The following is a 23,079-nucleotide window of genomic DNA, read 5'->3' on the forward strand; positions in this document are numbered from 1 at the left end:
GACGGCGAGACGGCCACGCACTCGCGCCCGCGGTACGCCCACCGCGACACCGGCCCCTCCAGGAACCGGCCGAGCGCGGCCAGCCACCACGGCAGGTGCACGTCGAACTGCCGGTCGTGCACGTGGTGCACCACGCACAACACCCTGGTACGCCGCCCCACGACCAGCGGCGTGAAGAACGGGATGCCGTTCTGGCAGTCGAGGACCACGTCGAAGCGGTTGCGCCGGACCGACATCCAGAGCAGCACCAGGGGGTAGACCGTGAACGGCCCGCCCATGCGGACCAGCCGCACTCCTTCGACGGTCTCCTCGCGGGCCTGCCCGGGGGCTCGGGCCGTGACGAACCACACCCGGTCCCCGTCGGCCGCGAAGCGCCGGGCCAGCTCCCAGGCGTAGACCTCGGCGCCCCCCGCGGCGGGATGCCACGGGTCGCGCCAGTTGACGATGGCGATGTTCACGGATATCCGAGGGAGTCCAGCGGTTGCTTCACCCTGAGCGCGCCGCGCGACTCCGCGCGCAGCCGCGCCCAGATCCGGCAGAGCTCCAGCACTATGCCCAGGCTGTGCCGGGCCGGGGAGAACCGCGAGCCCGGCACGTCATGCCACGTCACCGGGATCTCCAGGACCGAGGCGCCGTCCGCGACGCAGCGCGCGAGCAGCTCGACGTCGAAGGCGAAGCCGTCGGTACGCAGCCGGGCCGCCATCTCGCGGGCGAGCAGCCCGTCGAAGAACTTGAACCCGCACTGGGTGTCGCTCACCCCGGGCACGAGCACTCTGGCCAGCGCGCGGAATCCGAACGCGCCCAGCTCGCGGATCGGGCTGTGCCGGTGCTCCACCTCGGCCAGGGGATGCGCGCGCGAGCCGATGACGATGCGCTCGCCGGAGAGCAGCAGCCCGAAGGCGCGCTCGACGGCCCGCAGGTCGGTGGCCATGTCGGCGTCACAGAAGCCGACGAAGGGCGCGGTGGTCTCCAGCAGCCCGGCGCGCACCGCCGCGCCCTTGCCGGGCGTGGGGCACTGCGCGAGGCGTACCGGGACCGGCTCCTGCGGCCAGGTACTGACGATCTCCGCGGTGCGGTCGGTGCTGGCGTTGTCCACGACGATGACGGCTGTCGGGAACGGAAGGCGGGCAAGCTTCGCGCACAGCTGCAGGAGCCCCCCAGGAAGTCGCCGTTCCTCGTTGTACGCGGGAACGATGATCTCAAGCAGTGTCGGTCGGCTCGTCCTCTCGTTCCCTTGACGGGAGGGCGGCATGGCCCGTGTTACCGGTCGCCGTAGTTGTAGAGCGGCCGGTTGACCGGTGTCGCCGTGGCACCGGTGAGTGACACGGTCGTGACGGTCGCCACCAGTGCGGCCAGGGCGACGCCAATGATCGCTGCTAAGAGGATCTTTATCACCGGGAATTCCTCCTTTGAGGCGGCAATGACCCGGGCGCACCCAACTTAGAACCAATTCTCCTTACTCGCTAGTAGCCAGACTGAATTTTCACAAAGTCGCCGATCAAGTAGGGTGATCGTTCCCGGCAGGCGCTTGAATTCTGTACAACCGCAGCTCAGGCCGATCGACGACCAGGGTGGCCCCCTCGGCCCACCGGGCGAACCCGGCACGCTCCTCGACCGTCCCCGCATCCACCACGACGTACCGGAAGCCCGCTGCGGCCAGGTCCGGTGAAGATCCATCTAGTACGCGTTCCACCTCGCGCACCCGGCGGTCCTCGGCCGCGACGACCATGCTGCCGACCCGCACGGAGTCGTTGGCCACCACGTCGCGCCCCGGCGCGGCGAAGAAGCGCTGGGCCGGGTCGAGCACCGCCCGCCCGCCGTTCCAGGGGAACCGGCGATAAGACTCGAACGGTAGCACCAGGACGTCCCCCCGTGCTCCGTCCGCCAGGATCGCCGCCCTGGCCTCGTACCAGCCGCGCGGATACTCCACCGCCTCCAGCCGGCCGAACGCCCCCCAGGCCAGCGTCGGCAGCACCGCCACCGGCGCCAGCACCAGGAGCGACACCGCGTACGGCACCAGGCGCCCGCCCTCGGCGGCGGCCCGCGCGGCGAGCAGGCCGAGCCCCACGGCGGCCAGCAGCGCGAGCGGCGCCAGGAACTGCTGCGCGTCACGCAGCACCCCGAACCCGCCCCACAGCTCCACCAGCCACCTGAGCGCCGCCCGGCCGGCGGCGGTGACGCCGAGGCAGGCGATCGCGAACCCGGCGGCCGACGCCACGGCGAGCCCCGCCCGGCCGGGCAGGTCCCGGACGCGCGCCACCGCCGCGATCCCGGCGACCACCAGCACGAGCCTGGCCAGGGCGGCGACCGGTGCGTCGTACCCGGCGGGCACCGCGCCGGCGTTCCAGATCCCGCCGAGCGACAGCAGGCTCACCACCGCGCCGAAGGGGCCGTCCGCCCGGGCGGCGAACGCGTCCACGCCCACGCCGTCCCCGTTCAGCGCCTCCGGCCGGGCCAGCGCCGGCACCAGCCAGGGCAGGCTGAACGCCAGGACGAGGCTCGCCGCGAGCACGGTGTCCGCCACCCGGCGTCTGTGCTCGGCGGTCGCGCTCCGGGCGTACCAGGCCGAGGGGATGACGGTGATCGCGGTGACGGCCATCGCGGCGAACCCGCCCACCGCGGCCGGCACCATCGCCACGGCCACGCGGCGGCGCGCGCACGCCGCCCGCACCACCCACGGCAGGCCGGCGTACCCCAGCAGCAGCGCCCACTGCCCCATCAGCAGCCGCTCGGCGACGTACGGGTTCCAGACGTAGAACGCTCCCGCGACCAGCCGGGGCCCCAGCACGGCCGACGGGACGAGCAGCCCCGCCCCCGCGCAGCCCAGCGTGAACACCCCCAGCAGGACCGCCTTCTGCACCAGCTCCGCGGGAACCACCGAGGCCACCGCGGTCACGACGGCGTCGCTCGGCACGACCCGAGGCGCCCCGCCGGTCAGCCCGAAGGTGAAGCGCGAGAAACGCGGCTCCGGCACGAACACCATGTCCTGGACGAGGACGAACCCCCACCCCAGCCCGGGCCCCAGTGCGAGAGCTCCCAGGACGAGTCCGAGCAGCGCGCAGGCTGCTCCGGCCCTCCTGGTCTGCGGCATCCCGCTATGACATCACAACCCAGCCACAGACATTCCCGGCATGTCCCCCGATTGTTAGTCTTTCCGCAGATCCAGGTGCTCTCTCGGTGACACGACGCCGCGCAAGGGAGCGGCGCGGGACCGATCCACGCGAGCGACGGGGCCAGAGGGACCGGTGACGACGAGCGAGACGACGGCCGAGAGCCGCCCGCGGACGCGTGGCGCCGAAGGTCGCCCGTGGACGCGCGGCGACGCCGTGCTGGCCGCCGGGCTGGTCATGGTGGCCGTCCAGCTGGTCTGGAAGTTCGACCTGGTACGGCGCTCCTACTTCAGGCAGGACGACTTCACCTTCATCGCCCGCGGCCTGGAGCACGGCCTGACCTGGGACTACCTCATGCGGGTGGACTACGGCCACCTCGTGCCGGGGCCGTTCGCGATCCAGTGGGCGCTGGGCCGGCTGGGGGTCTACAACGACGTGCTGGCCCACGCCGTGGCGATGACGTTGCTCGGCGCCGCGGGGCTGGCGCTCCTCCGGCTGCTGCGGCTGCTGTTCGGGCCGCGCCCGGCCATCCTGGTGCCGCTCGCGTTCTACCTGCTGACCCCGATGACGATCTCGTCGCTGTCGTGGTGGGCGGTGCTGATCGAGACGCTGCCGTTCCAGATCGCGCTGCCGATGGCGCTGAGCTCGCACGTCCACTATGCGCGGACCGGCCGCTTCAGGCACGCGCTGGCCGCCGCGGCGTGGACGGCGGCCGGCATGGCCTTCTTCGTGAAGGCGCCGTTCATCCTGGTGCTCGCGCTCGCGCTGAGCGTGGGGTGGCTGCGCCGCCCCCGGCAGTGGCCCGCCTGGGTGCTGTACGCCGGGGTGGTCGCGGTCTACGCGGTGATCTTCTTCCGGCAGCTCTTCACCTCCGTGCAGCTCACGGACGACACCGTGCGGCCGAGCCTGCCGAGCCTGTCGGTCGCGGCCAGGTTCGCCTGGACGCTGCTGTGGGGCTCGCTGGCGCCCGGCGCGTTCGGCGGGCCGTGGAAGTGGCTGCCCATCGGGGACGACTACGCCATCGCCGCCACGCCGCCCGCTCTGGCCTGGGCCGCGCTCGGGCTGGCGGTCGTGGCCGTGGCGGTGTCGATCCGCTACCGCAGGCGGGCCTGGCTGGCCTGGCTGGTCCTGCTCGGCTACGTGCTGCTCGCCGACGTGGTGCCGGTGCTGATCGGCCGCATCGAGCAGCTCGGCCCCGACCTGGGCGGCTACGAGCTGCGCTACGTCTCCTCCACGTCCATGGTGCTGGCCCTGGTGATCGGCCTGGCGTTCATCCCGCTGCGGGACGAGGAGCGACCCTGGCTCCGCCCCGCGCCCCGGCTGAGGCTGGTGTGGGTGCCGCTGGCCGCCGTCGTCGCGGCGGGCTCGATCTGGTCGGTGACGGCCTACGGCCGCCTGCCCCTCGGGCAGCACGTCAAGAGCTACGTGGAGACGGCACGGGTGGCGCTCAAGCGCACGCCGCCCGGCGCCGTCATCGTGGACGCGTACGTGCCGCCGAAGGTGGTCGTGGCCACGTTCTTCTACCGGTACGCGCTGACGTCCAAGGTGCTCGGCCCCGTCGCCGCGCACCCGGTCACCTGGACCGGCCGGCTGAACGGGCCGGTCAGCGGCCCGCTCATGTTCGACGACCAGGGCCGCCTGCGCCCGGTGTCCATCGAGGGCGCCGTCGTCCCCGGGCGGTCCCCCTGCACGCGGGTGGGTCCCGCGGGGGTCCGCTTCCGCCTTCCCCTGTCCCTGCCCAAGGGCGCGTGGACGGCCCAGATCGGCTACCTGAACCCGGTGGAGACCACGCTGTCCGTGCGGCTCGGCGGGGCCGAGACGCGGGTGCCCGCGGGCAAGGACCTGGGCTCGACGTACGCGGCCGTCGAGGGCGGCGGGACCGACCTGGTCCTGCGCACCCTGGACGGCCGGTCCGCCTGCGTCGGCGAGATCAGGGTCGGCATCCCCAGACCGGCCGCGAACGCCACCGCCGTCCCCCCGCAGCCCGTGGGGGGTTGACGCTCACTTGCCGGGCTCGGGGTCCCTGGGCAGGCCCAGCATGCGCTCGCCGATGATGTTGAGCTGCACCTCCGTGGTGCCGCCGTAGATGGTCATCGCCCTGGTGGCGAGCACCGCGCGGTTCCAGTAGCCCGCGTCGCCGAGCTTCATGTCGGCCCCCACGACCGCCGCCGCACCCAGCAGGTCCACCGCCGTCTCTGAGACGTGCTGGGCGTGGGAGGTGGACAGCAGCTTGCGTACGGACGCGTCCGCGCCCGGCTCGGCCCCGGCGAGCTGCTTGAGCGTGACCCGCAGCGACAGCGCGTTGATCGAGTGGCCCTCGCAGACCACCGCGGCCACCTGCTGCGCCTCGGCCGGCGTCAGCTCGCGGCCGAGGCGGCCGATCAGGCCCAGCAGGTCGGGTACGGACGCGCCGGTGCCGCCGGAGCCGGACGACAGCGAGACGCGCTCGTTCGAGAGCGTGTTGCGGGCGACCTTCCAGCCGTCGCCGACCTCGCCCACGACCAGGTCGTCGGGGACGAAGACGTCGTCGAGGAAGACCTCGTTGAACAGGTTCTCGCCGGTCATCTCGGTCAGCGGCCGGACCGTGACCCCCGGGGCCTTCATGTCCACCAGGAAGTACGTGATCCCCTGGTGCTTGGAGCCCTCGCTGGAGTTGCGGGCGATGCAGATGCCCCACTCGGCCACGTGGGCGACGGAGGTCCAGATCTTCTGCCCGTTCAGCTTCCAGCCGCCCTCGACCTGCTCCGCCTTCATCTGCAGCGAGGCCAGGTCGGACCCGGCGCCGGGCTCGGAGAACAGCTGGCACCAGATCGTCTCGCCGCTGAGCGTCCTGGGCAGGAAGCGCTCCTGCTGCTCCCGGGTGCCGTACGCGGCGACGGACGGCACCACCCACGCGCCGATGATCATCGCGGGCAGCTTGACCTTGGCGGCCCTGAGCTCCTGGGCGATCAGCACCTGCTCCAGCGGCTTGGCGTCGCGGCCCCACGGCCGGGCCAGGTGCGGCATGACGAAGCCGCGGTCGGCCAGGGCCCGCTTCTGCTCCTTGCCCTCCAGCTGGGCGATCTCCGCGATCTCGGCCCGGATCGACTCGCGCAGCTCCTCGGCGTCCTCGGGCAGGTCGATCTGCATCTCGCGGGCGACGCCCTCCAGGGCCAGCCCGGTCACCTTGGCCGCCCACTCCGACGAGGAGCCGAGCAGGGCGCGCAGGGTGAGCGCGCGGCGGTAGTAGAGGTGGGCGTCGTGCTCGAAGGTGTAGCCGATGCCGCCGAAGGTCTGGATGGCGTCCTTGGCGCACTGGACGGCGGCGTCGGGGGCCATCACGCCCGCGATGGCGGCGGCGTACTCCAACTCCTTGCCGCCCGCCCTGGTCGCGTCCCAAACGGTCGCACGGGCCTGCTCCAGCGCGACCAGCATGCGGGAGAGCTTGTGCTTGATGCCCTGGAACTGGCCGATCGGGCGGCCGAACTGCACGCGTACCTTGGCGTATTCGGCGGCGGCGGTGACGCACCACGAGGCCAGGCCCGCGGCCTCGGCGCCGAGCAGGATCGCGGCGAGGTTCAGCACGTCGGGACGCTGGACGCCGCCCAGGATGCCCTCGGCGGGGACCACCAGCTCCGACAGCTCCACCTTGGCCACCGGCCTGGTCAGGTCCAGCGACTTGACCTCGGTGACGGTGACGGCGGAGGCGTCGACGAGGATCCACTCCTCGCCGTCGTCCGTGGCGACCGGCAGCACGAGCGCGTCGGCCAGCGAGCCGCCGAGCACGGGGTCGGCCGTGCCGGAGACGACCAGGGAGCCGTCCTCGGTGCGGGTGCCGGTCAGCGAGCCGCTCAGGGCGACGGCGCCGGTGAGGGTGCCGTCGGCGAACGACTCGAGGTGCTCGGGGCGCTTGGAGGCGTTGACTACGGCACTGGCCAGCACGGTCGGCAGGTAGGGCCCCGGGGCCATGCGCTCGGCCAGCGCCTCGACGGCCACGGCCGTCTCCAGCAGCCCGTAGCCGGAGCCGCCGTACTCCTCGGGCACGTGCAGGCCGAGCAGCCCCTGCTCGGCGAGGCCCGCCCAGAACGGCGGACGCCCCTCCGTCCCGGCACGCAGCAGCTCGGACGGGATGCTCCGCTCGGCCCAGCCGCTCACCGACTCACGGAGCGCCTCGTGCTCCTCGCTCAACCCGATCGCCATGCTCATCCTCCATGCCAGGTCCGACCCATACCTAGAACCATATTCTAGAGGATGCTTCTGGCCTAGAGCGGTCGAACCCGTTGGACGAGGGTGTTGATGTCCGCCCAGCGCTTCTTGTTCGGCTCGGGGATGGAGGCCAGGAGCATCGCGGGCTTGGTCTTGCCCACCTCGACGATCGTCACCATGGCCTGGGCGACCTGCTGCTTGCCGTTGAAGGTGTAGGTGACCTGGTAGCCGAGCGTCCAGCCCTTGCCGACCGGGACCTTCTGGGAGGCGGTCCAGGCGAGCGTGGCGCCCGCGGGGTACTGCGTGCGGAGCGACCAGCGGGCGGCCTGGGTGGCCAGCTCGCGGTAGTCGGCGTCCTTGGAGGGCTTCGTCGTGGGCGAGTCACCCGGGAACATGGCCGAGGCGACCACCGTGTGCGGGACGGCCACCTTGCCGATGCGCTGCGCGATGGAGAACGGCGGGAACGACTTGGCCTTCCACGGCGTGGCCAGCCTGGGGTAGCTGATCCCGGCGTTCTTGTCGCTGATGATGCCGGTGACCACGGCCGCGGTGCCCGCCAGGGTCGGGTACGCCTTGCTCTTCGGCACCGGCGGCAGCACGATCGGGCTCTCGGTGGCGGTCGGGGCGGCCGACGCCGAAGGGGCGCCGGAGCTCGGCACGGGGGCGACGGAGGCCACCGGCTCGGCCGACTTGTTGGTGGGCACGTCGCCGGAGAAGACCACGAAGATCAGGAACACGGCGAGGACGGTGACAAGGATCGCACCGAGGAGATAGACGACCTTGATCGGAATGTCGCCGATGCCGCGCCTCGGCGGCTTGGGGATGGGCAGGGGCGGGGACGGGGGCGGATACAGCGACTGCTGCTGCACCGGAGGCTGCGGGAGCGGGCCTGGGAGCGGGCCGGGACCGCCTCGCTGGGCAGGAGGCTGCGGGGGAGGCGCCTGCTGGGGAGGGGTCTGCTGCACCGGCGGGCCGCCCGCCGGGGGCCTGAGAGGGACGGACGGACCCGCCGCCGGCGGGCGGGGGATCTGGACCGTCTCCTCGGCAGGCAGGACGACCTTGCGGAACGGAGTGGTGGGTGAATCGTATGAAGGTCTCTTGTCGCCGACGTCCGCCATGGCCATGAGGTTACGTCACAAGAGAGCTGGATAATTCCTCCAATACCCCTGCAGAATCTAATTCTGTAAGGTCTGCGAACATGAGGGGTTTTTACGAGATCGCAGCCCATGACCCTGAACGTCCCGCGCTCCTCGGTGACACCGGCGCCACCTACGGTGAACTTCTCGCCCGGGTGAACCAGGTCTCCAACGGTCTGACGGCGCATGGAGTCGCCGCCGGCGACCGCGTCGTCACCGTGCTGAAGAACGGGCTCGACGCCCTCACCATGATGCTCGCGACGTACCAGACCGGCGCCTATCTCGTGCCCGTCAACTGGCATTTCACCGCCGAGGAGATCGACTACATCGTGGCCGACTGCGGAGCCGGGATGGTGATCTCGCCGGATGCCCGCACGGTCGCCGAGCTCGCCGACGGGCAGCCCGCCACCGCACCGCCGCACCGGCGGGCCGGGTCCATGATGCTCTACACTTCCGGGACGACGGGACGCCCCAAAGGGGTACGTCGGCGGCTGCTGGACCTGACGCCGGAGGAGCTGTACCCGATCCTCGTGCGCAAGAGCTGGCGCCACTTCGGGCTGCCGTCCGGCGGGGTGCACCTGGTGTGCTCGCAGCTCTACCACTCGGCGCCGTACGGGCAGGCCATGATGGCGCTGCAGTTCGGGCACGCGATCGTGGCGCCGGAGCGGTTCGAGGCCGTCGAGGCGCTGCGGCTGATCGAGCGGCATCGGGTGACGAACGCGTTCATGGTGCCGACGATGTTCCACCGGCTGCTGGGGGTGCCGGATCGGGAGTCGTACGACCTGTCGTCCCTCACCCACCTGTACCACGGGGCGGCCCCCTGCCCGCCGGCCACCAAGCAGGCGATGATCGACTGGCTCGGGCCCGTCCTGTGGGAGTACTACGGGTCCACCGAGGCGGCCGTGGCGACCATGGTGTCCTCGCAGGAGTGGCTGGCCAGGCCGGGCACGGTCGGCAGGGCGCTGGACGGGATGTCGTTCACGATCGTCGGGGAGGACGGCCAGGAGGTGGGGCCGGGCTCGCCGGGGCTGGTCTACATCGGCGGGATCAACCGGTTCGAGTACCACCGCGACCCGGACAAGACGGCGGCGGCGATGCGCGGCCAGGCGTACACGCCCGGGGACATCGGCTACCTCGACGACGACGGTTACCTGTTCCTGCTGGACCGGCGGACCGACCTGATCATCTCCGGCGGGGTCAACATCTACCCGGCCGAGATCGAGGCGGCGCTGCTCGAACATCCCGCCGTGGCGGACGTGGCCGTGATCGGCGTACCGGACCCGGAGTGGGGACACAAGGTCGTCGCGCTCGTGCAGCCGGCGGCCGGCGCGGTGGCCGGGGACGAGCTCACGGCGGAGCTGCTGCGGCACTGCGCGCCCCGGCTGGCCCGGCTCAAGCATCCCCGGCTGATCGAGTACCGGGAGTCGCTGCCGCGCACGCCGACCGGCAAGCTGAGCAGGCACAACGTGCGGGAAGCGTATCTTTCGGGCTGAGCTGGGAACAGTCCTCCCATGAGGAGGATCGCCGCGGGACTGGCCACCGCTTTCGTGCTGCTGCTCGCGGGCTGCGCTCCTCCCCCCACGTCCAGCGCCACGCCGGCGACCGCGACCCCGCACAGCTCGCCGACGGCCTCTCCCTCGCCGCCGTCACTGCACTCGCTGGAGTCGGCGTACGAGGACGTCATCGCCGACGTCCTGCCGTCCATCGTCCAGATCACCACCAAGGTCGGGCTCGGGTCCGGCATCGTGCTCGACACCGCGGGACACATCATCACCAACGCTCACGTCGTCGGCCAGGCCGGCAAGATGGAGGTCACGATCGCCACCGGCGGCCCGCCGCGCTCGGCCAAGCTGGTCAGGTCCTTCAACGCGGGCGACCTGGCGGTGATCAAGGTGGACAACCCGAACGGGCTGCGGCCCGCGCGGTTCGGGGACTCGTCCAAGCTGCGGGTCGGGCAGATCGTGCTCGCCATGGGCAACCCGCTGGGCCTGTCGGGCAGCGTGACGAACGGGATCGTCTCGGCTCTCGGCCGTACCGTCTCCGAACCTCAGGAGGCGGGCTCCCCCGGGGCCACGATCGCCGGCGCCATCCAGACCTCGGCCGCCATCAACCCGGGCAACAGCGGCGGAGCGCTCGTGGACCTGTCGGGCAACGTGATCGGCATCCCCACGCTCGCGGCCACCGACCCCGAACTCGGCGGGGGCGCCGCGCCGGGCATCGGGTTCGCGATCCCGAGCAACACCGCCAGGGACATCGCCACCCAGATCGTCAGGTACGGCAAGGTCACCAACAGCCACCGGGCCGCGCTCGGCATCCAGGGCAGCACGGTGATCAGCACGGACGGGCAGGAGATCGGGGTGGGCGTCATCCGGGTCGAGCCGGGCAGCGGGGCGGACAAGGCGGGGATCGCGGCCGGTGACGTGATCGTCTCGATCAACGGCAGGAACACTCCGACGATGGCGTCCCTCGCGGAGGTCCTCGCCACCCTCAGGCCCGGTGACCAGGCCAAGGTCGGGGTGCAACACTCCGACGGCACCACGAGCACGGTCACCGTCACTCTGGGCCAACTCCGAACCGACTGACTTCCCACGGCACCCCGCCTGCGGCCCGCACCGTCGCCCTTCCTGGGGCCGTCAGCCCTTGAGCGCTCCCAAGGGACCGCATGCCGGGAGCACCGTCGCCCTTACCGGGGCCCTCAGCGCACCGCGGCTCCGAGGGACCTCGGGGGTCACTGCTTGGCGGTGAAGACGATCTCGACCCGCCGATTCTGCGCCCGGTTCTTCTCGACCGGCTTCCCGCCCACCACGTTGGGCCGCCGCGGCCGGCTCTCGCCGTACCCCCGCGCCTCCAGATTCACCCCCGCACCCGTGAGCAGCCCGCGCATGGCCGTCTCCACCGCCTGCGCCCGCCGCCGCGACAGCGCGAGGTTGTACGAGTCGCTCGCCTGATCGTCCGTGTGCCCCTCGATCCTGACCGCCCCGCCCGCCCCGTCGGCGTTCACCTTCGCGGCCACCTCCCGCAGCCGCTGCCTCGCCTTCGCGGTCAGCTGCCACTTGTCCAGCGCGAACAGCACGTCGCTGGTGAGCGAGACCGTCACCTGGCGCCCCTGCTTGGTCTCGGTCTCGGTGCCGTCCAGCGACTCGACCTCGCCGATGATGTCCTCGACGGGCAGCACCAGGTCCTCCACCGCCCCCACGGCGTCGGACGGCGCGCTGGGCGCCGGGGTGGGCGACAGGACGAGGGCCAGGGCGACGCTAAGAGATCGGAACATCGGTGAGCACGCCGATCATGGGCATCTCGATGTTGATCTTCGTGACGTCCGCCGGAGGCGCCGCGAAGACCGCGTACAGCGTGGACGTCTGTCCCTTCTCCAGGAACTGGCCCTGGGTGCCGGAGCAGACGCACTTCGCGTCCTGGCCGGTGCCGTTGCGGGCCACGCGGTAGCGCTTGGCGTTCACCGGGTCGATGAGGGAGACGGCCGACACCGTGAAGTCGAGCGTGGCCGTACCCATGCCGTTGTGGACGTTGACCTTGCCGTCGAGCGCGGTGATCGACCAGTTGAGGCTGACCGTCCTGCCCTGGCGCTTGAGCCCGAGGATGTCGGCGCGGGCCTTGCCGTGCTGCCCGCCGGCGGACACGTCGGCCTCGCGGCTGGCGATCGCCCTGGTCTCCTGCGGGGGCGCCTCTGTCGCTTCGGCGGTGGCCGGGGGTTCGGTGGTGGTTTCCGCGACGGTCTGGGGCTGCTTCTCCTCGCCGCCACCGCCGGCCTGCCGTCCCGGGAGCGCACCGCAACCGGCCAGCGCGACGGCCGCGACAGCCAACGCGATCGTCTTTCGCATTCTGAGATCACCTTCGTTGTCGGGGATGTGGCCCTCACCGTAGGGAGGCGGCGTTCAGGATCCGCATAGTCCGCTATATCCGCGGGCCACGCCGTCTACGGGCCTCCTGCGCGAGCCGGTCGGCCTCGGCTCTGCCCTGCTCGTCACTGAGGCGGTCAAACTCTCCCATAGCACGCGTAAGCGCCTCAACCGCTCCGTCAATGTCGTCGAGGTCCAGCGCGGCCCGGGCGAGCGCCATCAGGGCCTGCGCGGCGCCCCGCCGGTCCCCGTATGCGACGAACGTCTCCAGCGCTTCCCTCGCGGAGCCGGCCGCGGCCCCCGGCGCGCCTTCCGCCCTGGCGATCTCGGCCAGGACGAGCAGCGCCCCCGCCTCGGGCAGCCGATCGCCCAGGCGGCGGTTGATCCGCAGCCGCCGCTCCACGCACCCGCGGGCCTCGGCGAGCCTGCCCCCGCCCAGGTGCAGCCTGCCCAGGTCCAGCAGCGCCTCCGCCTCACCTCGCGGGTCACCGAGGTCCTGGTACGCGCTCAGGCTCTCGTCGAGCCGGCCCTCGTCCCGGCGCAACGCGCCCAGCGCCCGTAAGGCATCGGCCCTCCCGCGCCGGTCGCCCGCCTCCTCGAAGACCCGCAGGGCCCGTACGAACGCCTGCTCGGCCTCCGCCGGGCGGCCCTGGACCAGCCCGAGCCGGAGCGTGATCCTGGCCAGCTCCAGCCCTTCCACCAGCGGCTGGGCCGCCCGCAGCGCCGCGGCCGCCGACTCCGTGCGCCCTTCGGCCCGGTGCAGGTCGGCCAGGCCGCGCAGCAGGAGCGCCTCGCCGTGCCGGTGGCCCGCCGCCCTGGCCGCGTCCAGCCCGGTCGCCGTGGTGGCGTGCCAGTCGTCGTGGTGCGCGCCCAGCTCGAACAGCGGAGTGAGGTAGAAGGCCAGCCGCCAGGCGGCCTCGTGCAGGCCCACGCGGGAGAAGTCCCCGACGGTCGCCACCAGGAAGCGGCGCTCGGCGCTCAGCCAGCGCGCCTCGTGCCGCAGCCACCCGGTCTCCAGCCGCTCCGTGCCGGGCAGGTGGACCTCGGTGCGGCCGGTGCCGGGCTCGGCGGGCAGGAGGGAGGCCCTGGCCTGCCGGGTCCGTTCGAGGATCGGGCCGGCGATGACGGCCAGCACGCGTTCCGGGCCGCCTTCCTCCCCGGCGAGGCGTTCGGCGGCGTAGAGCCTGGTCAGGTCGTGCCAGCCGTACCGCTCCTGACCGGCCTCGTCCAGGCCGCGCGACTGCAGCAACCCGGCCTCCGCCAGCGGCTCCAGGTCCGTGCCGAACACCCACGACGCGAAGTCGGGCGCCGACAGCGCGCCGAGCCCGCGCAGCAGCCGCCGTTCCGGGTCCGCCAGGCCCCGGTAGCCGAGCGCGAGGCTGCCCCGAACGGCGAGGTCTCCCGCGCTGAGCTCGTCGAGCCTGCGCCGCTCGTCCCCCAGGCGGCCCGCCAGGTGGTCGAGCGTCCAGCCCGGCTTCCTGGCCAGCCGGGAGCCGGCGATGCGCAGGGCCAGGGGCAGGTGGCCGCAGAGCCGTACGATGCGCAGGGCGGCCCCGGGCTCGGCCCGCACCCGCTCGTGCCCGGCCACCTCGCCGAGCATCGCCACCGCCTCGTCCCCGTCGAGCACCCCCATCTCGTACGCCCGCGCCGCCTCCAGCCCGGCCAGCGGCGACCGGCTCGTCACCAGGGTGAGGCTGCCGGGCCCGGTCGGCAGCAACGGCCGCACCTGGGCCTCGTCGGCGGCGTCGTCCAGCACGACGAGCAGCCGCTTGCGGGCCGTCATGCTCCGGTAGAGCCGCACCCGCTCGTCCGGCGCCGGCGGGACCGCGCCGTCCGGGCAGCCCAGCGAACGCAGCAGGTCCTCCAGCACGGCACCGGACGGCCGGGCGCCCAGCGAGGCGTAGAGCCGGCCGTCCGGGCGTTCGAGGCCGGTGGCGGCGTGCACCGCGACGGCCGACTTCCCGCAGCCGGGCGGGCCGTGCAGGATGAGGTGCACGGGGGCCGCAGTGTGCTCGCGGGCCGTCCGGACGATCCAGTCGAGTACCGGCGATCGGCCGACAAAATCGGAAATGTCGGGTGGCAGCTCGTCGACCGGGCCGCGGTCGGCACCGGCCGGTGCCGCGGGGCGGTCCTCGCCGGCCAGGACCCGCTGGTGAGCGTCGGCCAGCTCGGCGCCCGGCTCCAGGCCCAGCTCATCCACCAGCGTCCGGCGCGCGTCCTGGTAGGCCCCGAGCGCCTCCGACCGGCGTCCCGCCTGGTGGAGGGCTTCGATGAGACGCACCCAGGCGCGTTCGCGCAGCGGATGCGCCCCGACCAGCGCCCGCAGCTCCCCGATCACCTCCGCACCCCGGCCCAGCCGCAGGTCCAGCTCCACCCGCTCCTCCAGCGCGGTCAGGCGCAGCTCCTCCAGCGGTACGGCGTGCGTCCGGCGCAACAGGGACGACTCGACGTCGGCCAGCGCCTGACCCCGCCACAGTCCCAAGGCCGCCCTGAAGCCGTCGGCCGCCTCCGCCACCCGGCCCGCCGCCCGGGCCTGCCGCGAGGCGCCGACCAGCCGCTCGAACCGGTGGCAGTCGACGTCGTCCCGCTCGACGTCGATCAGGTAGCCCCCCGGCACCGTACGGATGCCGTCCACGAGCTTGCGCAGCGCGCTGACGTACACCCGGAGCACCGACCCCGCCGAGGCCGGCGGCCGGTCGTCCCACACCACGGACATCAGCCGCTCGACCGGCACCGTCTCGCGGGCCGACAGCAGCAGCGCGGCCAGCAACGTGCGGTGCTTGGCCGGTCCCGGCACCTGACCGGACTCGATCCGCAGCGGACCGAGCACGCCGAAGCGCACGCTCACGCACCTCTCAGCATCACGTGCCCGCCGGCCTGAGCGCGAAGGAGTCGAAGCGGACGCGCGCGGACCCGGTGGCGCCGGAGGCGGCGTGGACGCCGGACTCGCCGGGGCCGTAGGGCGCGTCGGAGTCGGTCGCCTGCGCGACCAGGCGTTCGTTCAGCCACATGCGCAGCGTCACCTTGCCCCCGCTCTCGCCGCACTCCGCAACGACGCGGTTGACGGCCGCGCCCTGTGCGTCCGCCGGGCCGTACAGGGTCGTGCCCCGGGTGCCCGTGCGGCGCTTGACGATCGTGACCTTGCCCGAGCCGCTCACCCCGAACTCGTAACGATCGCCGGAGCGCGCCGAGCCGTGGCACCACACACCGTACTCCCCGTTTCCCTCCTCAAGGGTGGCCTTCGCGCTGACGACCACGCCGCCTTCCGGCTCCTGCCTGGGGGCCGACTTCCACAACCGCCAGCCCGGCTTGACGGTCAGCTCGTAGCCGGAGCCCGCCTGCCGCGCGTTCCCGCCCTCCGACGCGCCGAGCGCCCAGGAGTCGCCGAAATCGGCCTCGTACGGCCAGCTCTCCTGCGACAGCGCGGGCACGGCCACGGCGGCGACAGCGACGGCGAGCACGAGCCCGGCGGCCCCCGCGACCCACGGCCACCGCCTCCGCCTCGGCTTCGCCCCAGACGCAGGCACAGACACAGACACAGAGGCAGGCACAGACGCAGGCGGAGCGGGCGGCATCGCGGGCGGGGGCGGCATACCGGACGCGGGCCGCAGGTCGGGTCCGGGTCGCACGTCGGGTCCAGGCCGCACGTCGGGTCCGGGGCGCACGTCGGCCGTCGTGGTGCCCGTCCAGGTGCGCTCGACCCTTTCGGTGGCCGTGGCCAGGCGGGTGCCGCCGACCAGGTCGGCCAGCAGCCGCTGGGCCGTCGGCCGCAGGCGGGGATCCTTGGCCAGCGCCCGCTCCACGACCTGCCTGATCCCCTCGTCGAGCCCGTCCAGCCTGGGCCCGTCCTGCGTGATCCGGTACAGCACCTCCGCGGGCGCCCCGCCCCCGAACGGCAGCCGCCCCGTCCCCGCGAACGCGATCACCCCGCCCCACGCGAACACGTCGGCCGCGGGCGTCAGCGGCTCCCCGCGCACCTGTTCGGGCGCCATGAACGCGGGCGTCCCGAGTATCGCCTGGCTGACCAAGCTGTCGTGCTCCACGAGCTGGGCGATGCCGAAGTCGATCACGCGGGGCCCGAGCGGCGAGAGGAGCACGTTGGACGGCTTGAGGTCGCGGTGGATCACCCCGGCCCCGTGGATGGCGCTCAGCGCGGTGGCGATGCCCACCGCGAGCGCCTCCAGGTTCCCGCCCGACAGCGGCCCCTGCTCGTTCACGGCCTGCGCCAGGTCGGGCCCCTTGACGTATTCGGTGACGAGGTAGGCGATATCGCCGTCGATCCCCGCGTCCAGCACGGGCGCGGTGCAGAACCTGGCCACCCGGCGGGCCGCCGCGACCTCCCGCTCGAAGCGCCGCCTGAACGCCGGATCCCGGGCCAGCGCCGGATGGATGACCTTGAGCGCCGCCAGGCCACCGGTGGGTGTCGAGGCGAGATGCACCTCGCCCATGCCGCCGCGCCCGAGCAGGCGCCGCAGCGTGTACCCGCCAATGACCTCGTTCATCGCAGACAGACTAGCCAGCTCCCGACATTTCCCCGGATCGGGTCATCCGGCCGCCTGGGTCAGCCGGTAGCGCGACGGCGGGATCCCGTACCGGTCGACGAACGCCTGCCGCAGCGTCTCCGCCGTCCCGAACCCGCACCGCACGGCCACGGACGCCATCGGCAGCGACGTGGACGCCAGCAGGTGCGCGGCGGCCTCGGTGCGGGCCTGCCGGACATATCGCCCGGGCGTCAGCTGCAGGTGCTGGAGGAAGAGCCGGGTGAGGTGCCGCTCGCTCACCCCCGCCTCGTTCGCCAGCGCGGCCGTGGTGAGGTCGTCGCGCAGGTGCGCGGCGATGTACTCGATGGTGCGCCTGACCAGGTTGTTCGCGGGGACGGGAGCGCTGACGAACATGCTCATCTGCGCCTGGTCGCCGGGCCGCTGCAGGTAGGTGACCAGGTTGCGGGCCACCGTGCGGGCCAGCTCGGGGCCGTTGTCCTCCGCCACGAAGGCGAGCGTGAGGTCGAGGGCCGCGGTGACGCCGGCGGACGTGGCGACGTTGCCGTCGCGGATGAAGATCGGGTCGGCGTCCACGGCCACCGCGGGATGCCGGGCCGCCAGGTCGTGCGCCAGCTGCCAGTGCGTGGTGGCGCGCCGCCCGTCGAGCAGCCCCGCGGCGGCGAGCACGTACGCGCCCGTGCAGACGGAGGCGACGCGGCGGCTCTCGCGGGCCAGCCTGCGGACGTGGCCGACGATCAGCGGGCTGGCCGCGGCGTCGTCATGGCCGACCCCGCCGGACACCACCAGCGTGTCGAGCGGCCCGTGGATCCGCTCCAGCGCCAGCTGGGCCTGGACGGTCAGCCCGGTGCCGCAGGTGACGGGGTGCCCGCCCGGCGTGGCCACGCGCACCTCGTAGCAGGGCGCCGCGCCGTGCCAGTTGGCCTCCTCCAGCGTCGAGGTGACGCAGGCGACGTCGAGTAACCCCACCGCCTCGTACGCCACGACGACGACCCGTCGTACCTCCATGGCCATGACTGTAGGGCCGAAGGACAGAGAGCCCAAGTTTCCGGACCTCCTCGGCCCACCTCCCTTGGCACGCGGCGGCCCTCCCGGAACAGTCGAGGCATGACAACGACAAACACCGGCACCGGCCGCCGCTGGGGCAGGTTCGCCCTTCATTACGTCGAGATGATCGTCGCCATGTTCGTCGGCATGTTCGCGCTCGGCATGCTGCAGTCCGCCCTGGGGATCGGCTTCTCCCACGAGCAGCAGCCCGAGCTCGCGTACCTGCTCATGGCGGTCGACATGTCGATCGGCATGGCCGCGTGGATGCGGATCCGCGGGCACGGCTGGGCCTCGACGCTGGAGATGTGCGCCGCGATGTTCGTCCCGGTGGTGCCGCTCTTCCCCTTGCTCTGGCTGGGCGCCATCGACGCCGGGACCATGATGACGGCGGCGCACGTGGCGATGCTCCCGCTCATGCTGGCGGCGATGCTGCGCCGCCTCGACGAGTACGCCGGCTGCGCTCACTGAGCGCCTTGCGGTAGCCGTCCAGGACGTCCTGCCGCAGCAGGTGCCCGAACCCGGCCCGCTCCAGCCGCAGCCCCAGCTCGGCGGCGCTCACCCGCAGGCTCTCCGCGGCGGCGGGCAGGCTCCAGTCGTGCTCGGCCAGCGTGCTCAGCAGGTGACCGCGCCTGACCTGCGCCTCCGACAGCCTGAACGTCTTCAGGTAGGCCGTCCGCCCGTCCCCGTCGGTGATCATCTCGCCGATGTGGTTCTCGCTCTTCCGCTCGAACGCGGGCAGGAACCGGCTCAGCGTGAACCCGCCCATCCGGTAGACCTCCTCCACCCGCGCGGGGGCGCGGAGGAGGCCCGCGGCCATCACCGAGTCGTGGAAGCCGGCCCAGTCCCGCTCGGCGCGTACGGCCTCGGCCCGCAGGTCGGACAGCGAGGCGACCGCGCTCTCGTCGATCACCGCGGGAAAGTCCCTGGCGGGGTAGAACAGGGCATAGTCGTGGATCAGCTCGCCGTACATGTCGCGGACCAGCGTCGGGTGCAGCGCCCGGTAGTCCTCCGGGTGCGGCACCACGAAAGCACTGGCCAGCGTGTCACCGGCGTACAGCAGCAGCCCGCACTGCCCGGGGTAGATCTCGAAGATCTTGAGCGCGTCCTCCAGCCCGCGCACCTCCGCCCCGGCGTAGGCCTCCTCGGAGCGGGGGGACAGCCCGTGGACGAGCGCCTGCCGCGACCACTCCTCCCACGCGACCACGGGGCCGCCGAAGTGCAGCGCGAGGTATCCCTCCACGGCCAGGTGCAGCGGCAGGAACCGGAGCCGGTTCTTGTCCACCCGCCGGGCCATCCTGCGCCTGGTCCTGATGCACATGTGGCGCAGCGGCTGCCCGAGCTGCGTGCCGTAGGCCGCCGCCGGGGTCCCGTCGCCGGTCCACGACGCGACGAAGGCGTGCGGGACGTACGCCGTGTAGAGGGTCTTGTCCGGCAGGTGGACCATGGACAGCTCGTCGCCGTACACCTTGGCGTGCAGCCGCAGGTCCTCGATGGGCTCGCGGCGCACGAGCGGCACCAGCCGCAGCCCTCCCCAGGTCTGCGCGGGCCGGGTGTCCAGCCCCGTGAGGTCCGTCATCGCCGTGCCGCCCGATCTTCCAGGTACGTCCTCAGCTCCCCGAGCCCGGTGCGCCCCTCCGCGAACCTGGCCAGCTCCACCAGCGCGGGCAGGTCCTCGGCGTCGCGGATGCCGGCCGTCGGCACCATGGGCGACAGCCGCCGCACGTCGAACCGGTCGGCGTCGTAGACCGGGTTGACGTGCACGATGCCCACCTCGCCTCCGGGATCGAGCTTGCGCCGCCAGACGCGCAGCACCTCGCCCGCCAGCCCCGGCGGCGCGTTGTCCCAGCCGTCGGAGACGATGACGAGCAGGCCGGGCCGGTGTTCGAGCGCGTCGAGGATCCGCTGCCCCAGCGGCGTCGGCCCGTACGGCCGCACCTGGAGCGGGTCGGTCCGGCGCGACAGCCACAGGCCGCGGTAGTCGCCGGCCAGGGCCTCCAGCAGGTAGTGGCAGGCGAGCGCGACCGCCAGCGGCCGGCGGCGCTTCACCGGCGAGCCGAACGAGGAGAAGCTGTCGTCCAGCACCGCCGCGACGCTCCCCCACGTGCCCGCCCGCGCCCCGGCCACGCGGGCCGCCGCCGCCCGCAGCGCGCCCACCAGCTCGGCACGACGGCTCGCGCGCGCGTCAGCACGCAGCGACAGAATGTACGAGGCCAGCCTGACCAGCGGCATCGCGGCCAGATCCGCCTCGGTGTCCACCTTGTCCCGGCTCGCGGACTCCGTCAGCCGCAGGCGCTCCAGCCTGGTCAGCCGGGGCGCGATGCGCTCCAGGAAGATCTCCCTGCCGATGCCGTGGCGGGCGGCGAACCCCTCGGCGACGGTGTACGGGAGGTCGTACAGGGCGCTCTTGTCGAAGTGCGCGCGGCGCCACGCCTCCAGGACGGGCGTCTCGTAGCGGGCCCGGCTGAACGGCGCGAACAGGAAGTCGCCCAGCTCTCCCGGCAGTCGCAGGTGGGCGTGGCGCACCGCCGACTTCACCTGCGCGCGGTACTTGACCGCGTCGAAGGCCAGGTCGGGGCGGCCGGTGAGCCAGTCGCGGACGACGGCCCTGGTGCGCCGGTTGTTGACGCCGTCGCGGCGCAGACGCCGGAAGAGCCGGTAGACCCTCGGCGGGCTCATCCGCTCCAGCCGCCAGGCGATCAGCCGGCCGTCGCCCGCGCGCCCGCTCAGCAGGTTGGCGATGATCAGGGCGGCGTTGTGGTCGTTGATGTCGAGCGCCAGCGCGGCGGCGTACAGGTCGGGATAGTTGCCCTGGACGTAGCGGTGCAGGAAGTCGAGGGAGAGCCGCTGCTCGCCGGCCGTGCCGTGGAACTCGCGCTGGCCGGTGGAGGTGATGGCCGCGTTCGCGAAGATCAGGACGTCCTCGCACCCGATCAGGTCGGCGTAGGTCTCCATGGGCTCCCCCGGGGGTCGGCGGACTGGCCGGGGAATGGGGGCACGAGCTGCGAAGCATCGCTGTACAGGCGGGTTCCGGAAGTCGTACCTGAGTCCCGCGGCCAGTCTGGTCCGGACCTTACCGGGCCTTTCGCACCGATGCGACGGTATTTACCGGGCTTCGGTGCGCGCCGAGCGGGCCTTGATCTCGCCGAGCGTGGTGTGGTTCTCCCGGATGACGGAGATCAGCACGTACGAGACCAGCATCAGCCCGAGACAGAGCGCGTCGGCGGCCCACCAGGGGATCTCGGCGAGCAGCAGATAGCCGTCGCCGTCGCTCAGCGACCTGATCACCGCCGTGACCACGGCCACCACCAGGGTGACGAGCAGCCAGCTTCGCAGGCGCGGCAGGTTCCCCTTGTTCCACAGCCGGATCCGCCAGCCCATGAAGACGGCGAGCACGCCGAGCAGGGCGCAGAACCCGATCAGCCACCAGGGCAGCGCGAAGGCGGTCTGGTCGGCGATCTGCCGCTGCGTGGTAGCCAGCTCCGTCTCGGCCTTCCGCTTGGCCTCCACGGCCGCGTCGAGCTGCTTCTTCAGCTGGGCGACGCTCCTCTCCTGGCGCGGAGGAGTCGCGGGGGTGTCCGTCGGGAGCATCCGCGCCACGACGGTCAGCATGATCGCGACGAACGACAGCGCCAGGACGATGGCCATGAACAGGTCGATGAAGCGCAGATCGAGCGGCGGGGCGAACGATCGGGCGGGCCGCCGCCTCACGGCTCCCTCACCAGCGTGTACTTCTGCGGGCGGCTCTCGGCCGCGCTCAGCCGCTCCACCGCCGTACGCAGCGCGTCCAGGCCCTTGACGAGCTCCTCGGTCCGGCCCCTGGACTGGGCCAGCTCCTGGGTGAGCCCGTGCATCGCGGGGGCCGCCTGCTTGGCGGGCAGCCGCGCGATGTAGATCAGGAACACCTCGTCGGCGGCCACCACGTTGGCCCGCTCGCCCCGCTCGACCAGGGCCATCGCGCTGAACGCCAGCACGCTCAGGAACAGCGCGATCAGCGTGACGCCGAACGCGGAGGCCAGCTCGGGCAGCACGTGCTGCTTGAGCGCGGCGATCAGCACTCCGGGGTCACCCTCGCGGTCCAGGGCGTTCGAGAAAGAGTTGACCATCGCGCCCATCGTCAGCGCGGTGCCGATGAACCCGAAGACCGGCAGCGCCCAGATGAGCGCGTGGTCGAGATGGTGCTTGTTGGCCATCTCGCTCTCGTCCAGCGCGGACCGCGCGCTCAGCACCGCCTCGCAGTCGTTCCCTGCCTCGGCCGCCTCCCTGAACAGCTTGAGCCGCCGCGCCACCAGCGTGTCGTCCGTCGGCTTCACCGCCTGGACGTTCGACACGGCCCGAGCAGTCGCGGCGTTCTCACGCCGGATGTCCGGAACGGCCCTGACGATCCTGAGCACCGCGGTCAGGAACACCGCGATGATCAGCGTGACCACAAGCTCCGCTGCCACGGGGGCCGTGGTCGCGCCCACGGACACCAGCAGAGCCTCCACCATTCCGGCCGCCATCAGCAGCGCGGAGAACACCACACCCACCACAGGCGCGAACACCGAGTGACGCCAGCCGTACCTTGACACCCTTTACCCTCACTCCGGCCCGCAAAATGTCAGAGACCCACCTAAGCACATGTAAAACACGCGTTGGTTACGGTCTGCGGTGTCAGCGGTACCAAATGTTGTCAGCGAGGGTGAGCGCCGGCGCTCCGCGGGCGCCTTCTCACAGCCAGAACCACCGGACCTCCGACGTGCGCCGCCGCTCGTCCAGCCACGCCTGGAACGCCGCGTCCCGCGCCGCCTCCAGCACCTCGGGAGCCTCGGGATCGGGCGGGACGACCTCGTGGACGACCCCCGCCAGATGGCCGCCGTCGTACGGGACGGGCCCGGCCGCTGCCTGTTCGGGCAGCGCCCGCAGGGGCTCGGGCAGCTCCGGGGTGAGCGCGACGGTGGCCTGCAACCGCATCCCGCGCCGTCCGGATGCCGGACTCCCGGGAAGCGCGGCCATCGCCCGCGCGTGGAAACCCGGCACCGGCCCGTCCAGCAGGGTGCCCAGCTCATCGGCGTCCGGCCCGATCACCCACACCGCATGCCGCACCGTGAACTCCTCCGGGTGCTCGGCCAGACGGCGACGCGCCGGCTCGCCGGCGAAGCGCTCGCGGACGCGGGCGAAGCGCTCGCGGACGCGGGCGATCAGGCCCTGCGTTCTGACAACGCCCTTGCCGCCTTGAGGACCTTGAGGCGCCTGAGGACGTTGGGGG

At 72.6% G+C, this 23,079-nt stretch carries 20 protein-coding genes; 4 read left to right on the forward strand and 16 right to left on the reverse strand.

The genetic code is table 11. The features are described from left to right. The 4 genes from ACWDX9_RS09790 to ACWDX9_RS09805 form a co-directional block, all read right to left on the reverse strand. Positions 1 to 458 (reverse strand): glycosyltransferase family 4 protein (locus tag ACWDX9_RS09790; protein ID WP_449951192.1); only part of this gene is annotated, 458 nt, incomplete at its 3' end. Next, on the reverse strand, positions 455 to 1,252 hold the full coding sequence (locus ACWDX9_RS09795) for a glycosyltransferase (RefSeq protein WP_449951194.1): 798 nt from the start codon (positions 1,250 to 1,252) through the stop codon (positions 455 to 457). The genes ACWDX9_RS09790 and ACWDX9_RS09795, both read right to left, overlap by 4 nt. A gap of 8 nt (positions 1,253 to 1,260) precedes the next feature. Beyond that, complete coding sequence (locus ACWDX9_RS09800) at positions 1,261 to 1,395, reverse strand: hypothetical protein (protein ID WP_318787313.1); 135 nt, start codon at positions 1,393 to 1,395, stop codon at positions 1,261 to 1,263. A gap of 103 nt (positions 1,396 to 1,498) precedes the next feature. Next, on the reverse strand, positions 1,499 to 3,091 hold the full coding sequence (locus ACWDX9_RS09805; protein WP_449951197.1) for a hypothetical protein: 1,593 nt from the start codon (positions 3,089 to 3,091) through the stop codon (positions 1,499 to 1,501). Between the two features lie 154 nt (positions 3,092 to 3,245). Between ACWDX9_RS09805 and ACWDX9_RS09810 the strand changes: the two genes are divergently transcribed. Then, positions 3,246 to 5,108, forward strand: coding sequence for a hypothetical protein (locus ACWDX9_RS09810; RefSeq protein ID WP_449951199.1), 1,863 nt, complete (start codon positions 3,246 to 3,248; stop codon positions 5,106 to 5,108). 3 nt (positions 5,109 to 5,111) lie between these two features. Here the strand turns inward: ACWDX9_RS09810 and ACWDX9_RS09815 are convergent, their stop codons facing one another. Then, a complete protein-coding gene (locus ACWDX9_RS09815) occupies positions 5,112 to 7,289 on the reverse strand; it encodes an acyl-CoA dehydrogenase (protein WP_449951201.1) in 2,178 nt (725 codons plus the stop codon). A gap of 62 nt (positions 7,290 to 7,351) precedes the next feature. Then, complete coding sequence (locus ACWDX9_RS09820; protein WP_449951204.1) at positions 7,352 to 8,413, reverse strand: hypothetical protein; 1,062 nt, start codon at positions 8,411 to 8,413, stop codon at positions 7,352 to 7,354. An 80-nt stretch (positions 8,414 to 8,493) separates the two neighbouring features. Between ACWDX9_RS09820 and ACWDX9_RS09825 the strand changes: the two genes are divergently transcribed. Both ACWDX9_RS09825 and ACWDX9_RS09830 read left to right on the forward strand, forming a co-directional pair. Continuing rightward, entirely contained in the window at positions 8,494 to 9,924 is a 1,431-nt protein-coding gene (locus ACWDX9_RS09825; RefSeq protein WP_449951207.1) for an AMP-binding protein, read from the forward strand. Positions 9,925 to 9,942: 18 nt separating this feature from the next. After that, positions 9,943 to 11,013 carry a S1C family serine protease gene (locus tag ACWDX9_RS09830; RefSeq protein ID WP_449951210.1) on the forward strand — a complete coding sequence of 357 codons (1,071 nt, stop codon included), beginning with the start codon at positions 9,943 to 9,945 and terminating at the stop codon, positions 11,011 to 11,013. A 146-nt stretch (positions 11,014 to 11,159) separates the two neighbouring features. Here ACWDX9_RS09830 and ACWDX9_RS09835 read toward each other — a convergent pair whose 3' ends face one another. The 5 genes from ACWDX9_RS09835 to ACWDX9_RS09855 all read right to left on the reverse strand — a co-directional run bounded on the left by ACWDX9_RS09835 (position 11,160) and on the right by ACWDX9_RS09855 (position 17,795). Then, positions 11,160 to 11,702, reverse strand: coding sequence for an OmpA family protein (locus ACWDX9_RS09835; protein ID WP_449951213.1), 543 nt, complete (start codon positions 11,700 to 11,702; stop codon positions 11,160 to 11,162). Then, positions 11,686 to 12,270, reverse strand: a complete 585-nt coding sequence (locus tag ACWDX9_RS09840) for a hypothetical protein (RefSeq protein ID WP_449951215.1) — start codon at positions 12,268 to 12,270, stop codon at positions 11,686 to 11,688. The genes ACWDX9_RS09835 and ACWDX9_RS09840 overlap by 17 nt, the downstream gene beginning before the upstream one ends. Positions 12,271 to 12,343: 73 nt before the next feature. Further along, positions 12,344 to 15,136, reverse strand: a complete 2,793-nt coding sequence (locus tag ACWDX9_RS09845; protein ID WP_449951218.1) for a BTAD domain-containing putative transcriptional regulator — start codon at positions 15,134 to 15,136, stop codon at positions 12,344 to 12,346. A gap of 13 nt (positions 15,137 to 15,149) precedes the next feature. After that, a complete protein-coding gene (locus ACWDX9_RS09850) occupies positions 15,150 to 16,790 on the reverse strand; it encodes a serine/threonine-protein kinase (RefSeq protein WP_449951221.1) in 1,641 nt (546 codons plus the stop codon). Positions 16,791 to 16,832: 42 nt separating this feature from the next. After that, a complete protein-coding gene (locus ACWDX9_RS09855) occupies positions 16,833 to 17,795 on the reverse strand; it encodes a GlxA family transcriptional regulator (protein WP_355190880.1) in 963 nt (320 codons plus the stop codon). A gap of 99 nt (positions 17,796 to 17,894) precedes the next feature. Here ACWDX9_RS09855 and ACWDX9_RS09860 point away from each other — a divergent pair, with 99 nt between their 5' ends. Beyond that, positions 17,895 to 18,302 carry a hypothetical protein gene (locus ACWDX9_RS09860; protein ID WP_449951223.1) on the forward strand — a complete coding sequence of 136 codons (408 nt, stop codon included), beginning with the start codon at positions 17,895 to 17,897 and terminating at the stop codon, positions 18,300 to 18,302. Here ACWDX9_RS09860 and ACWDX9_RS09865 read toward each other — a convergent pair. The 5 genes from ACWDX9_RS09865 to ACWDX9_RS09885 form a co-directional block, all read right to left on the reverse strand. Further along, complete coding sequence (locus ACWDX9_RS09865; protein WP_449951226.1) at positions 18,247 to 19,410, reverse strand: ARPP-2 domain-containing protein; 1,164 nt, start codon at positions 19,408 to 19,410, stop codon at positions 18,247 to 18,249. The two genes, ACWDX9_RS09860 and ACWDX9_RS09865, sit on opposite strands and share 56 nt — an antisense overlap. Continuing rightward, positions 19,407 to 20,786 (reverse strand): hypothetical protein, encoded by a 1,380-nt coding sequence (locus tag ACWDX9_RS09870; protein WP_449951229.1) that lies wholly within the window; start codon positions 20,784 to 20,786, stop codon positions 19,407 to 19,409. Before ACWDX9_RS09870 ends, ACWDX9_RS09865 begins: the two co-directional genes overlap by 4 nt. A gap of 150 nt (positions 20,787 to 20,936) precedes the next feature. Beyond that, positions 20,937 to 21,542 (reverse strand): hypothetical protein, encoded by a 606-nt coding sequence (locus ACWDX9_RS09875; RefSeq protein WP_350728460.1) that lies wholly within the window; start codon positions 21,540 to 21,542, stop codon positions 20,937 to 20,939. Beyond that, positions 21,539 to 22,375, reverse strand: a complete 837-nt coding sequence (locus tag ACWDX9_RS09880) for a hypothetical protein (RefSeq protein WP_449893926.1) — start codon at positions 22,373 to 22,375, stop codon at positions 21,539 to 21,541. Before ACWDX9_RS09880 ends, ACWDX9_RS09875 begins: the two co-directional genes overlap by 4 nt. A 166-nt stretch (positions 22,376 to 22,541) precedes the next feature. Then, on the reverse strand, positions 22,542 to 22,916 hold the full coding sequence (locus tag ACWDX9_RS09885) for a hypothetical protein (RefSeq protein WP_449951232.1): 375 nt from the start codon (positions 22,914 to 22,916) through the stop codon (positions 22,542 to 22,544). Positions 22,917 to 23,079: the final 163 nt, after the last annotated feature.

Source organism: Nonomuraea sp. NPDC003201 (genome assembly GCF_053590415.1).